Source organism: Pseudomonas sp. VEM90, assembly GCF_054611535.1.
The window spans coordinates 78,675-91,364 of record NZ_JBTRAR010000005.1 but is presented as its reverse complement, the minus strand read 5'-3'; the positions used below and the strand labels follow the sequence as shown (position 1 = coordinate 91,364).

At 63.3% G+C, this 12,690-nt stretch carries 14 protein-coding genes; 8 read left to right on the top strand and 6 right to left on the bottom strand.

Annotated features, from left to right (window positions below; all coding sequences use genetic code 11):
- Positions 1–35: 35 nt before the first annotated feature.
- Together ACYCCG_RS07235 and ACYCCG_RS07230 are read right to left on the bottom strand one after the other, a co-directional pair.
- Positions 36–506 carry an RNA methyltransferase gene (locus ACYCCG_RS07235; RefSeq protein ID WP_003254677.1) on the bottom strand — a complete coding sequence of 157 codons (471 nt, stop codon included), beginning with the start codon at positions 504–506 and terminating at the stop codon, positions 36–38.
- A gap of 72 nt (positions 507–578) precedes the next feature.
- The gene (locus ACYCCG_RS07230) at positions 579–950 is read right to left on the bottom strand and encodes a YajD family HNH nuclease (protein WP_003254676.1); all 372 of its coding nucleotides are present in this window, start codon (positions 948–950) and stop codon (positions 579–581) included.
- Positions 951–1,082: 132 nt separating this feature from the next.
- Here ACYCCG_RS07230 and ACYCCG_RS07225 point away from each other — a divergent pair, with 132 nt between their 5' ends.
- Positions 1,083–1,361: a hypothetical protein gene (locus tag ACYCCG_RS07225; RefSeq protein ID WP_176685788.1), complete on the top strand. Its 279-nt coding sequence runs from the start codon at positions 1,083–1,085 to the stop codon at positions 1,359–1,361.
- Between the two features lie 185 nt (positions 1,362–1,546).
- Here the strand turns inward: ACYCCG_RS07225 and ACYCCG_RS07220 are convergent, their stop codons facing one another.
- Complete coding sequence (locus ACYCCG_RS07220; protein ID WP_209967538.1) at positions 1,547–3,589, bottom strand: S9 family peptidase; 2,043 nt, start codon at positions 3,587–3,589, stop codon at positions 1,547–1,549.
- A 179-nt stretch (positions 3,590–3,768) separates the two neighbouring features.
- Here ACYCCG_RS07220 and ACYCCG_RS07215 point away from each other — a divergent pair, with 179 nt between their 5' ends.
- Genes ACYCCG_RS07215 through ACYCCG_RS07205 form a run of 3 tightly spaced genes read left to right on the top strand, consistent with a single transcriptional unit; the run spans position 3,769 to position 5,585 of the window.
- On the top strand, positions 3,769–4,266 hold the full coding sequence (locus tag ACYCCG_RS07215; RefSeq protein ID WP_176685790.1) for an MFS transporter: 498 nt from the start codon (positions 3,769–3,771) through the stop codon (positions 4,264–4,266).
- 14 nt (positions 4,267–4,280) lie between these two features.
- The gene (locus ACYCCG_RS07210; protein WP_003254671.1) at positions 4,281–5,054 is read left to right on the top strand and encodes a class II glutamine amidotransferase; all 774 of its coding nucleotides are present in this window, start codon (positions 4,281–4,283) and stop codon (positions 5,052–5,054) included.
- 9 nt (positions 5,055–5,063) lie between these two features.
- Positions 5,064–5,585, top strand: coding sequence for a DUF2937 family protein (locus tag ACYCCG_RS07205; protein ID WP_003254669.1), 522 nt, complete (start codon positions 5,064–5,066; stop codon positions 5,583–5,585).
- A 135-nt stretch (positions 5,586–5,720) separates the two neighbouring features.
- Here ACYCCG_RS07205 and ACYCCG_RS07200 read toward each other — a convergent pair whose 3' ends face one another.
- Positions 5,721–6,632, bottom strand: a complete 912-nt coding sequence (locus tag ACYCCG_RS07200) for a LysR family transcriptional regulator (RefSeq protein ID WP_459669898.1) — start codon at positions 6,630–6,632, stop codon at positions 5,721–5,723.
- Positions 6,633–6,762: 130 nt separating this feature from the next.
- On the opposite strand from ACYCCG_RS07200, the gene ACYCCG_RS07195 reads away from it, so the two are divergent.
- The 4 genes from ACYCCG_RS07195 to ACYCCG_RS07180 are packed head-to-tail and all read left to right on the top strand — an operon-like array spanning position 6,763 to position 10,435.
- Positions 6,763–8,049: an MFS transporter gene (locus ACYCCG_RS07195; protein ID WP_209967533.1), complete on the top strand. Its 1,287-nt coding sequence runs from the start codon at positions 6,763–6,765 to the stop codon at positions 8,047–8,049.
- Between the two features lie 9 nt (positions 8,050–8,058).
- The gene (locus ACYCCG_RS07190; RefSeq protein ID WP_209967530.1) at positions 8,059–8,835 is read left to right on the top strand and encodes a 5-oxoprolinase subunit PxpA; all 777 of its coding nucleotides are present in this window, start codon (positions 8,059–8,061) and stop codon (positions 8,833–8,835) included.
- Complete coding sequence (pxpB, locus tag ACYCCG_RS07185) at positions 8,835–9,521, top strand: 5-oxoprolinase subunit PxpB (protein WP_209967528.1); 687 nt, start codon at positions 8,835–8,837, stop codon at positions 9,519–9,521. Before ACYCCG_RS07190 ends, pxpB begins: the two co-directional genes overlap by 1 nt.
- Positions 9,518–10,435, top strand: coding sequence for a 5-oxoprolinase subunit C family protein (locus ACYCCG_RS07180; RefSeq protein ID WP_459669895.1), 918 nt, complete (start codon positions 9,518–9,520; stop codon positions 10,433–10,435). Before pxpB ends, ACYCCG_RS07180 begins: the two co-directional genes overlap by 4 nt.
- 120 nt (positions 10,436–10,555) lie before the next feature.
- Here ACYCCG_RS07180 and ACYCCG_RS07175 read toward each other — a convergent pair whose 3' ends face one another.
- Positions 10,556–11,734: a vWA domain-containing protein gene (locus tag ACYCCG_RS07175; protein WP_021783384.1), complete on the bottom strand. Its 1,179-nt coding sequence runs from the start codon at positions 11,732–11,734 to the stop codon at positions 10,556–10,558.
- Between the two features lie 13 nt (positions 11,735–11,747).
- On the bottom strand, positions 11,748–12,593 hold the full coding sequence (locus ACYCCG_RS07170; protein WP_016488585.1) for an AAA family ATPase: 846 nt from the start codon (positions 12,591–12,593) through the stop codon (positions 11,748–11,750).
- Between the last annotated feature and the right edge of the window lie 97 nt (positions 12,594–12,690).

The following is a 12,690-nucleotide window of genomic DNA, read 5'->3' as shown; positions in this document are numbered from 1 at the left end:
GGCAGGCCTGTCCTGCTGCCGCAGTGGCGGCCTTTTTATTTGAACTTGGGTCCCGAGCGGGTATTCAGCCCCTTGGCCAATCGGTCGTACAGCACCACATTCACCGTCGCCGCCAGGTTCATGCAGCCCTCGGTTGGTATGTAGATTGTCTCTTCACACCATCCCCTCACCTCTTCGCTCAACGAGCCATCCTCTGGCCCGAAGATGTAAATGGCACGGTCTGGATGGGTGTAGTCCGGCAATGGCCGTGCGCCCTCCACCAGTTCCACCGCCACGGGCGTGCAGCCCAGCGGGATAATGCGCTGCAGGTCGTCGATGCCGATCAGCGGGATGTCGTAGTGCACACGTTTGGTGTCGGTGACGAAGTCACGCGCGCGCTCATAGCGTTTGCCCGTGTAGAACACCGAATTGACGCCATAGCAGCCCGCGGCGCGCATCACAGAGCCGACGTTTTCTGCCGACTTGGGGTTGAACAGGCCGATGCAGCTGTATCGTTTGTTTGCCACGTACCGGGGCCCTTCGCGAAAAAAAGCGCGATTATACGGGCTGCCCGGTAGCAGCGGGGGGCGAATCGATGGTCAGTCTTTCTTCAGCATGCCCGCCAGCCCGGCAAACGGGTTGTGCGTGGCCTTGGCAATGCTCGGGGTGCTGGTGGAGCCTTCGCTGAAGTACTGCTGGTCGGTGTAGCGCGAGTGCTCGTTGTCGTGGCAGTACAGGCACAGCAGCTCCCAGTTGGAACCGTCCTGAGGATTGTTGTCGTGGTTGTGGTCACGGTGATGCACGGTCAGTTCGCTCAGGCGCTTGCCGGCGAACTCGCGGGCGCAGCGGCCGCACACGTGCGGGTACATTCTCAGGGCCTTGTCGCGGTAGCCCATTTCCTTGTCGCGCTTGGCATCGGCCAGGATGCGGTCGAGGCGCGCGGTAGCGGCGGCAGAAGAGGTGGAGCTCATGGTGTTTCCTTTGTTCTGATCAGGCAGGTGACGGTTATGCCATTGAGTCTAGCGCGCTTGCAGGTCAGGCGGACAGGCGAAAGCGTTGATTTAGGCGTAGCCTGTAGCAAGGTTCCCGACAGGAGGTTGCTGATGTTTCACGCGATCCTCGCCGCGCTGTTGATGGCTGGCCTGCCTCTGGCAGAAGCTGCCAGCACGCCACCTCGACTCAATACGCCAGTGCCTGGTGCACCGGGTACGCCCACGCCCACGCCATACCCGCAGATAACCCCGAGTACACCGCCCAAGGCTTATGACAGTCAGCCGGGGGCGCCGTTGTTGCCGCCGATGCCAGTGCCCGGCCCGCCGAAGGACCAGCCATTGCCCGGGTTGCGGCCGGAGCCGCCGAAGCCGCCGGCGCAGGATGATTGAGCATGAGCACTCTGCGCCGCCATCATGTGTGAGCAACTGTCTTGCTCAACTTCTAAAAGCTGGGCGATCGCTGTGGGAGCGGGCTTGCCCGCGAACACCGGCGCAGCCGGTGCCAGGGCACTGCATTGAATTTTTTGCGGGCTTGCCCGCTCCCACAGTGATCGCGCGGGTGCTCAAACCTGGGTTTAGGCAATACCTAGCTCGCCAAACACGAACGCATACTCCAGCGCCACATCCTTCAACCCTTGGTACCGCCCGCTCATCCCACCGTGCCCAGCCCCCATCTCGGTCTTGAGCAGCAGCAGGTTGCTGTCGGTCTTGAGCGTGCGCAACCTCGCCACCCATTTGGCGGCTTCCCAATACTGCACGCGGCTGTCGTTGTAGCCCGCCACCACCAGCATCGCCGGGTAGGCCTGCGCTTTCAGGTTCTCGTACGGCGCATAAGCCTTGATCCGTTCATACACCTCCGGCTCCTCAGGGTTGCCCCATTCGTCGTACTCGGTCACGGTCAGCGGCAGCTCCGGGTCGAGCATGGTGTTGAGCACGTCGACGAATGGCACTTCGGCAATGGCGCAGCGGAACAATTCCGGGCGCAGGTTGAGCACCGTGCCGATCAGCAGGCCGCCGGCGCTGCCACCACTGATGGCCAGGCGATCGGCGGCAGTCACGCCTTGGCTGATCAGGTGCTCGGCGCAGGCGATGAAGTCGCTGAAGGTGTTGTGCTTGTGCTCCTGCTTGCCGGCGCGGTACCAGGCCTCCCCCAGTTCACCGCCACCCCGCACATGGGCGATGGCAAAGGCCACGCCACGTTCCAGCAGGCTCAGGCGCGCATGCGAGAACCAGGGGTCGAGGCTTTCGCCATAGGCGCCATAACCGTAAAGGTACAGTGGCACGGTCTTGCCCAGGTCCTGGCGGCGGCGTACCAGGCTGATTGGCACCTGGGTGCCGTCCGCCGCGGTTGCCCACAGGCGCTCACTGACATAGTCATCGGCATCGAATGCACCGAGCACGGGGGTTTGTTTCAGCACCACCTGGGCGCCCGTGGACAACGCCAGTTGGCGCACCTGGGCCGGGCGGTTGAGCGCTTCGTAGCGCAAGCGTATGCGAGTGCTGGCAAACTCAAGGCTGTCCTGCACGTACAGGCTGTAGGCGGCATCTGGCAGCTCGACGCGGTAGGCCGGCAAACCCTGCGGGCGTACTTCGATGATTGGCAGGCCGCCTTCGCGCAGGCTCAGGGTCAGGGCACCGCTATTCAGGCTGAGGCCTTCGAGCATGACCGTGTCGCGGTGCGCCACCAGCACCTGCCACTGTTCGCGGCTAGGTACTGGCGCGACTGGCGCGTGGTACAGGGCGAAATTGATGCCATCCTGGTTGGTGCGGATGAACCAGCGCCACTCGCCGTCGAGCTGGCCATGGTCGGGGAAGTATTCGTGGCCTTCGACGCGCGGCGCCAGGCAGGTGAACGGCGCCTGCGGGGTTTCGGCGTCCAGTACCCAGGCCTCACTGGTGGTCTTGCTGTTCAGCAGCAGCACCAGCTGGCGCTCGGAACTGGTGCGGTAGCAGTGCAGGAAGAAACGCCCGTCCGGCTCTTCGAACACGGTTTGCGCGGCGTTGGTACCCAAGGTGTGGCGACGCAGGCGCCATGGGCGGTGGGTGTCGTCCAGCTCAGCGAAGAATAACGTCTGGCTGTCGTTGGCCCAGGTCAGGCTACCGTCGCAGTCGTCGAAGGGCAGGGTAGTGACACGGTCACTGGCCAGGTCTTTGATGTACAGGGTATGGATTTCGTCGCCGCTGGTGTCGAGGCTGTAGGCCAGCAGGCGGTGGTCGGGGCTGACGCTGAACGCGCCGAGGGAAAGGAAACCGCCGTTGGCCAGGACGTTGGGGTCGAGCAGCAGCTGCTCCTGGTTTTCATCGACGGTGTTCGAGTCGTCGGCGGGGCGTGGGCAGCGGTAGTGACGCGGGTATTCGTCGCCGGCGGTGGTACGGGTGTAGTACAGGTAGGGGCCCCAGGGCGCCGGCAATGACAGGTCGGTCTCCAGGATGCGGCCTTTGATCTCTTCGAACAGTTGCTCACGCAACGGTGCCTGGTCGGCCAGGCAGGCTTCCTGGTAGGCGTTTTCAGCGTGCAGGTAAGCGAGTACCTCGGGGGTGTCGCGCTTTTGCAGCCAGGCATACGGGTCGGTGGCCTGGTCGGCTTGGGCAATCGGGGGTTGGGGCTTGGTTGGCATTGAAGGTCTCTTGATTGGAGTTGCCTGTGCCGGCCTCTTCGCGGGCAAACCCGCTCCTACAGGGATCGCACCGAGGTAGGAGCGGGTTTGCCCGCGAAGACGCCGGCACAGGCAAACACTGTCTGCGCCCGGAAAAGTGTTTATCATAGGCATCTCTTTGCCTGGCTTGCACGAACACCATGACCGAGAACGACTACACCTTCGCCTGGGGCCTTTACGCAGTGGCCGCCTTAGGGTGCCTGCTGGTGGGCTTCAAGCTCACCGGCTGGATGTGGCGCTGGCTGCGCGAACCGCTACGGGTGGTGCTGGCGGTGCTGCTGCTGACCCCGACCATCGTCGACCCGGTCAAGGACAGTTTCGCCCCTGCAATCGCCATCACCGCACTGGATGTTGCCTTCAAGGTCGGCAATAACGCCTGGCGCGCTGTGTCGGATTTCGCCATGTACGGCATGATCGCCTTTGCCCTGTACTTCCTCTTCGTGCTGCTTCGCTGGCCGCTGGAAAAACGCGCGCGCACGCGCCGTGAACAGACCGAGGCCGCCGCCAGGCGTCAGCTGGCCGAGGATGATCAGCTCGGCGCCCAGGCGCCGCTGGCTGCCGAGCGCAGCGACCGGTACCGTGACGACTTGCCGCCAGCCGCAGCGCGTGGCGCAGGCCGGGTCGAGCCTCGTCTGTAAACGGAGACACGCCTGTGTGCGAACTGCTGGGCATGAGTGCCAATGTCCCTACCGACATCGTTTTCAGCTTCACCGGCCTGATGCAGCGGGGCGGGCGTACCGGCCCGCACCGTGACGGCTGGGGTATAGGCTTTTACGAAGGTCGTGGTCTGCGCCTGTTCCAGGACCCGGCAGCGAGCAGCGAGTCGGAAGTGGCCAACCTCGTGCAGCGCTACCCGATCAAAAGCGAAGTGGTGATCGGTCATATCCGTCAGGCCAACGTCGGCAGGGTGTGCCTGTCCAATACCCACCCGTTCGTGCGGGAAATGTGGGGCCGCAACTGGTGCTTCGCGCACAACGGCCAACTGGGTGACTTCAAGGGCCTGGCCAGTTTCTACCGGCCAGTGGGCGACACCGACAGCGAAGCGGCCTTCTGCGACCTGCTCAACCGCATCCGCAGCGCCTTCCCCGAACCGGTGCCGGTGGAACAGCTACTGCCAGTGCTGGTCGAAGCCTGTGCCGGCTACCGTGGTCAGGGCGTATTCAACTGCATGCTCAGCGATGGCGACTGGCTGTTCTGTTTTTGCTCGACCAAGCTGGTGCACATTACCCGCCGAGCGCCATTTGGTGCCGCACGGTTGAAGGATGTCGACCTGATCGTCGATTTTCATACCGAAACCACCCCCAACGACGTGGTCACGGTGATTGCCACCGAGGCCTTGACCGAGAACGAGACCTGGCACCGCTACGCGCCGGGTCAGTGGGCCCTGTGGCGGCACGGCGAGTGCGTGGCGCACGGCCAGAGCTAAGGACGCTGCATGTTCAGAAGTTACCTGCGATTGCTGTTGTTCACCTTCGGCCTGCTGGCCGGTATCCAGGTCCCGGGGCTGGTCAAGGACTATAGCCAGCGGGTCGAGGCGCACCTGTTCGAATCGCGCGAGGCGCTCGATGGGTTCCGGCAAACGGCCGAGCGCTTTTTCAAGGGCGACTTGCAGGCGCTGCTGCAGCACTACCGCAGCAGCGACGATCCGGTGTTCAACAGTGACGCCAACAGCATCGAAAGCCTGATGATCCGCAACGAACTGCTGGAAAACGAATGGCAGGTGCTGCAAGGGTCATGGGCCGAGCGTACCTGGCATGTGCTGGTGCAGGCCGACCCGCAGTTGCGCGAAGAAACCCTCAATGGCTACAGCTACCAGATTCTGCTGGTGCCCGAGGCGATTGGCTGGGGTGTGGGTGCCGGTTTTGTGCTGGCCTTTGTGGTCGAAAGCCTGTTGCTGGGGATTGGCTGGCTGATCCTGGGCGGGCGGCGCAGGGTGGTGAAAGAGAGCTGGCGCTAAGTTCTGCTGTGCCTGTACCGGCCCTTTCGCGGGCTTGGCCGCTCCCACAGGTACAACCTGGCCCGCCAGGCCTGTGATGACTCCTGTGGGAGCGGGCAAGCCCGCGAAAGGGCCGGTACAGGCGGAGACCGTCGTTCAGACCAGCACGATCCGCTGCCCACCCACATCCCGCGCATACCGCTCCAGCACCTGCCGGCAAACCCCAACCACCTCATCTACCAACACCACCCCGGTCTGCCACGCCACTACCAGCTCCAGGCTCGGCGGCGGCTGCAACCCTTCCAGCAGCACCAGCTCGCCCCGGCCCAACTCGGCATCCACCAGCGCCGGCGGTAGCGCGCCAATGCCAAAACCGTCGCGCAACAGCCGGGTAATCGCCGCCACCGAATTCACGCAATTCAACCGCGGCGCCTCTGCCCCCGCAGTCTGCAGCAAGCTCAGCACCTCCTGGTGCGGCCGTGAATTCTTCGAGAAGGTGATGATGCGCTCGCGCCCAAGTTCGGCCAGCGACGCATAGTCCCTGTGCTGGTGGGCGCCTGCGGCCACCACCCAGCCCATTGGGTAGCGCGCCAGGTCGAGGCTGCGGATCGATTGCTCGCGCAGCAAGTCGGTCTGCAAGATCACGTCAAGAAAACCCTTCTGCAACTGCTCGCGCAAGTTCAGCGCGGTGTCGGCCACCAGTTCGATTTCCACCTGCGGGTAGCGCTCGCTCAACTCCGCCACCAGTGCGCTCATCCAGGTGTGGATCACAGTGTCCATCACCCCGATGCGAATGCGTCCGACCTTGGCCCGGTCGCTGTCCAGCGACTGCTTCATGGCCTTGGCGGTTTCCAGCATGCGTTCGGCGTATTCCAGCACCTTGCCGCCCTCCGGGGTCAGGCTGACCCCGCGAGAGTCGCGTAGCAGCAGCTTCACGCCCAGGTCAGCCTCCAGTGCGGCAATACGGCTGGATTCCGAGGCCTGGGTGGTGAACAGCTTTTCTGCCGTCAAGCGGAAGCTCTTGAGCCGGGCGACCCAGACGAAGGTTTCGAGGAAGCGAAGGTTCATGATCAGTTTTTCTTGTTCCAGACCGGCGGTTTTTTTCGTTGGACGAAGGCGAGGCGGCCTCTGAACAATGGCGCCCAGGCCGCGACGCTTTATGTCGCCCATAAAACAATACCAACAAGCCGAGGCATCCATGAACCCCACCGGCGCGCAGCAGCAGGTCAGTTCCTTCCCTTCGTCCGGGCCTTTCGCCTGGTACCGCGACATCGACAAACAGCAACGACGTACCTTCTGGAGCTGCAAGATCGGCTATGGCCTGGACGGCATGGACACGCAGATGCTCAGCTTCGTCATCCCTACGCTGATCATGCTGTGGGGGCTCACCACCACCGAAGCCGGCTTGATCCACACCAGCACGCTGATCGCCTCCGCTGCAGGAGGCTGGGTGGCCGGTATCCTCTCCGACCGCATCGGCCGGGTGCGTACCCTGCAACTGACGGTATTGTGGTTCGCCTTCTTCACTTTCCTGTGTGGCTTCGCTCAGAACTACGAGCAACTGCTGATTGCCCGAACCCTGATGGGCTTTGGCTTCGGTGGCGAGTGGACCGCCGGTGCGGTGTTGATCGGCGAGGTGATCCGCGCCCAGGACCGCGGCAAGGCGGTGGGCATGGTGCAGTCCGGCTGGGCAATCGGCTGGGGCCTCACAGCCATCCTCTATGCGCTGCTGTTCTCTTGGCTGCCGGCAGAGCAGGCCTGGCGTGCGTTGTTCCTGCTGGGGCTGGTACCGGCAATCTTCGTGATCTTCGTTCGCCGCCTGGTCAAGGACCCTGAGGTATATCGCAAGGCCAAGGCAGTGGAAAACGCCGAGGCACCTTCGCGCTTCTACGAAATCTTCGCCCCGGGCATGCTCTGGACCACCGTGCGGGCATCCCTGCTGACCACCGGCGCGCTCGGCGGTTACTACGCCATCACCTCGTGGCTGCCAACCTTCCTGAAGAACGAACGCGGCCTGAGTGTGCTGGGCACGGGTGGCTATCTGGCCATGGTGATCCTCGGCTCGTACGTGGGCTATGTGGTCAGCGCTTATCTGTCCGACCTGCTGGGGCGCAAGAAGAACTTCATCCTGTTCGCCGTGGGCTCTTTCGTCATTGTGCTGTTGTACACGCAGATGCCGGTCAGCGATGGTGTGATGCTGTGGCTGGGCCTCCCGTTGGGCTTCTTCGCCTCGGGTATCTTCAGCGGCATGGGGGCATTTCTGACCGAACTGTTCCCCACGCGCATTCGGGGTTCGGGGCAAGGCTTCTGCTACAACATCGGCAAGGTCATCGCCGCGCTGTTCCCGTTGATGATCGGCATGCTCGGCCAGAATGTTCCGCTGGGCCTGGGTATCGGTGTGTTCTCTGCTGTGTCCTACGGCATTGTGATCTTGGCGGCGCTGAGCCTGCCAGAAACCCGCGGCAAACACCTGCAGGCGCGGTAAGGTAGGTATATGCACAACGACAAGGGAGACCGCGTGGTGGAACGCCTGCTACTCAATTGCGACATGGGCGAGAGTTTCGGCAGCTGGCGCATGGGCCTGGATGCCGAAGTCATGCCTTACATCGATTGCGCCAACATCGCCTGCGGTTACCATGCCGGTGACCCCGGTATCATGCGTCGCACCGTGGCGTTGGCGTTGGAGCACGGGGTGACTATCGGCGCTCATCCGGCCTACCCGGACCTGGTCGGCTTTGGCCGCCGTTCCATGGCCTGCAGCCCGGAAGAAATCCGCGACCTGCTGCATTACCAGATCGGTGCGCTGGATGGCATCTGCAAAGTGCTGGGTGGCCGTGTGGCCTATGTGAAGCCCCATGGGGCGCTGTACAACGACATGATGGCCGACCCGTTCAAGCTGCGTACCGTACTGGAGGCCGTAGCGGCCTATGACAGCCACCTGCCGTTGATGCTGATGGCCACCGCCGACAACCGAGCCGCCCAGGCACTGGGTGATGAAATGGGCGTGCAGCTGTGGTTCGAGGCGTTCGCAGACCGCGCATACACCGCCAGCGGCCATCTGCTGTCGCGGCGCCTGCCGGGCGCGGTGCATCACGACCCGGCGCGGGTGGTGGAGCAGGCTGTGCGTCTGGCCCGAGGCGAAACGCTGGTGGCTGACGATGGCAGTGCCTTGCAGCTCGCCGCCCGCACCCTCTGCGTGCATGGCGACAACGAGAGTTCGGTGGCGGCGGTGCGGCAGATTCGCCAGGCCCTCGATGGGCTGGAGGCGTGATGAAGCCCCGAATCGAAGTGGTCGCCATCGACAGCCTGATGGTACGCCTGTTCGACCGTATCGATGAGGCCAACATGCCATGGATGCTCGCCGCCAGCCGGCGCTTGAGCGCGGCGTTCGGCGAGCACCTGCTGGACCTGGTGCCGTCCTACACCACGCTGATGGTGCAGTCGGCCCTGCCGCCGGGCGAGGCGAGGGCGCGAATCGCTCAGGCGCTGGACGGCTTGCAGCCTGACACCGGCAATGGCGGCCGCCGACACGAGATCCCGGTGTGGTACGACGCCAGTGTCGGCCCTGAGCTGCCTGTGCTGGCGGCCCGCAGCGGCTTGAGTGAAGCCGAGATTGTTCGCTTGCACTGCGAACGTGTTTACCCGGTGTTTGCCCTGGGCTTCGCACCCGGTTTCGGCTTCATGGGCCTGGTCGACGAGCGCCTGGCCAGCCCTCGTCTGAGTACCCCGCGCAAGCGCGTGGCGGCGGGCAGCGTGGGCATTGCCGAACGCCAGACGGCAGCGTATCCGGCAGTATCGCCGGGTGGCTGGAACCTGATTGGGCGCACCCCGGTGCGTTTGTTCGACCGTGAGCGTGAGGGTTACAGCCTCTTGCAACCCGGTGACCGGGTGCGCTTCGTGCCGGTTTCGCGCAGTGAGTTCCTGACCATGGGTGGTGATGTGGAGGCGCAGGGATGAAGCTGTTGAGGATCGAGGCCAGTACGCCGTTGTGCCAGTTACAGGATGCCGGGCGCTTTGGCGTGCGTCATTTGGGCGTGACCCAGGGCGGGGCGCTGGACTGGGTGGCGATGCACTGGGCCAACTGGCTGCTGGGCAACCCGTTGGGGGCGCCGGTGGTCGAGGTGGCGCTGGGTGGTTTTTGCGTAGTGGCCGAACAGGATTGCGTGCTGGCCCTGGCCGGTGCCGACCTGGATGCGTGTGTCGATGGTCAGCCCCTGGCGCCATGGCGCAGTTTTGCCCTGGCCAAGGGGCAGCGCTTGACCCTGAAGCAGCCAAAACGGGGTGTGCGGGCGTATCTGGCGGCACCGGGAGGGTTTCAGGGCAAGGATGTGCTGGGCAGTTGTGCCACCGTGGTACGTGAAGCCTTGGGTGGCATCGATGGTCAGGGTGCTGCGCTGGCTAAACACCAGGCATTGGCTTTTACCGGTAGCAATGCACCCCTGCGCGAAGTGCCGCAAGCGTTGTGCCCGCAGTTTGCCAAAAAGCCGGTGCTCGATCTGGTGATAGGCGCACAGATCGGCGAATTCAGCGGTACCAGCCTGTTCGAGGCATTCAACCGAGAGTGGACACTGGATAGCCGGGCTGACCGCATGGGCATCCGGTTGTTGGGCCCGCAGCTGGTCTACCAAGGGGCGCCGATGATCTCCGAAGGGATCCCGCTGGGGGCGGTGCAGGTGCCGCCGGATGGCCAGCCGATCGTGTTGCTCAATGACCGGCAGACCATTGGTGGGTACCCGCGGCTGGGCGCGCTGACGCCGCTGGCGCTGGCGCAACTGGCGCAGTGCATGCCGGGGGCGGTGGTGCGGTTCAGGGCGGTGGTGCAGGACGAGGCCTGGCGTGAGCAGCAGATTTACCTGGGGCGTTGGTCGTAAGGCTGCTGGCCCTTTCGCGGGCTTGCCCGCTCCCACAGGGATAGCACTGCATTTGAGGGTTGTGAATGTGGGGGGCCTGTGGGAGCGGGCGAGCCCGCGAAAGGGCCGGTACAGGCAACCTCACTTGGACAGGTAGCGCATCCCTTCCTCCAACCCTTGCAGGGTCAGCGGATACATCTTGTCCTCGATCAGGTCCCGCACCAGATGGGTCGACGCGGTGTATTCCCAGGCCTGCTTGGGGTAAGGGTTGATCCAGATGATTTTCTTGAATTTTTCCATGAAGCGCTGGATCCACACATACCCGGCTTCTTCGTTCCAGTGCTCCACGCTGCCACCCGGCTGGGTGATCTCGTAGGGCGCCATGGCCGCGTCACCGACGAACACCACCTTGTAGTCATCGCCATACTTGTGCAGCAGGTCGAAGGTGGAAAAACGTTCGGACGTGCGGCGCAGGTTGTTCTTCCACACCGACTCATAAACGCAATTGTGGAAGTAGTAATACTCCAGGTGCTTGAACTCGGTCTTGCAGGCCGAGAACAGCTCTTCGCAGACTTTGACGTGCGCATCCATCGAACCGCCAATGTCGAACAGCAACAGCAGCTTCACGGTGTTGCGCCGTTCAGGGCGCATCTGGATGTTCAGCAACCCGGCATCCCGTGCGGTGTGGTCGATGGTGCCGTCGATGTCGAGCTCTTCGGCGGCGCCTTCGCGGGCGAACTTGCGCAGCCGACGCAGCGCCAGCTTGATGTTGCGGGTGCCCAGCTCGACCTGGTCGTCGAGGTTCTTGTACTCGCGTTGGTCCCAGACTTTTACCGCCTTGCCCTGACGCTTGCCGGCGTCACCGACGCGGATGCCCTCGGGATTGAAGCCGCCCGAGCCGAATGGGCTGGTACCGCCGGTACCAATCCACTTGTTGCCGCCAGCGTGGCGCTCCTTTTGCTCTTCGAGGCGTTTCTTGAATGCCTCGATAAGCTTGTCCAGGCCGCCCAGCGACTGGATCTGCGCGCGCTCTTCGTCAGTCAGCGAGCGCTCGAACTCTTTGCGCAGCCAGTCTTCAGGAATCAGCGCCTCGATGTGCCGGTCGAGGTTTTCCAGGCCCTTGAAATAGGCGGCGAAGGCACGGTCGAACTTGTCGAAGTGGCGTTCGTCCTTCACCAGGATGGCGCGGGCGAGGTAGTAGAACTCGTCCATGTCGGCAAACACCACGCGCTTTTGCAAGGCCTGGTGCAGGTCGAGCAGCTCACGCACCGAAACCGGCACCTTGGCCGCACGCATCTCATTGAACAGATTGAGCAGCATGGCCCTGCTCCTGTCAGCGGTTGCCGCGCCGGCTCATGAAGGCCAGGCGCTCGAGCAGTTGTACATCCTGCTCGTTTTTCACCAGCGCACCGGCCAGCGGTGGGATGGCCTTGGTCGGGTCGCGTTCGCGCAGCACCGCTTCACCGATGTTGTCGGCCATCAGCAGCTTGAGCCAGTCGACCAGCTCGGAGGTGGACGGCTTTTTCTTCAGGCCCGGCACCTTGCGCACATCGAAGAACACATCCAGCGCCTCGCTGACCAGCGACTGGCTGATGTTCGGGTAGTGCACGTCGACAATCTGCTGCAGGGTAGTGCGGTCGGGGAAGGCGATGTAGTGGAAGAAGCAGCGGCGCAGGAAGGCATCCGGCAGCTCTTTTTCGTTGTTCGAGGTAATGATGATGATCGGACGCTGTCTGGCCTTGATGGTCTCGTCGATTTCATAGACGTAGAACTCCATCTTGTCGAGTTCTTGCAGCAGGTCGTTGGGGAATTCGATATCGGCCTTGTCGATTTCGTCGATCAGCAGGATGACCCGCTCGTCGGCCTCGAAGGCCTCCCAGAGTTTGCCCTTTTTCAGGTAGTTGCGCACATCGTGCACCTTGTCCACGCCCAGCTGCGAATCACGCAGGCGGCTGACTGCGTCGTACTCGTACAGCCCCTGGTGGGCCTTGGTGGTGGACTTGATGTGCCAGGTGATCAGGCGCGCCCCGAAAGAGGCCGCCAACTGCTCGGCGAGCATGGTTTTGCCAGTGCCTGGTTCGCCCTTGACCAACAGCGGGCGTTCGAGGGTAATGGCCGCGTTTACCGCCAGTTTCAGGTCGTCTGTGGCGACGTAGTCGCGGGTGCCTTCGAACTTCATGGGGGGCTGTCCTCTGTTTAGGGCTGTGCGGGCCTTTCCGCGGGTAAACCCGCGCCTAATAAGGTTGCAGGAGCGGGTTTACCCGCGAAGAGGCCCG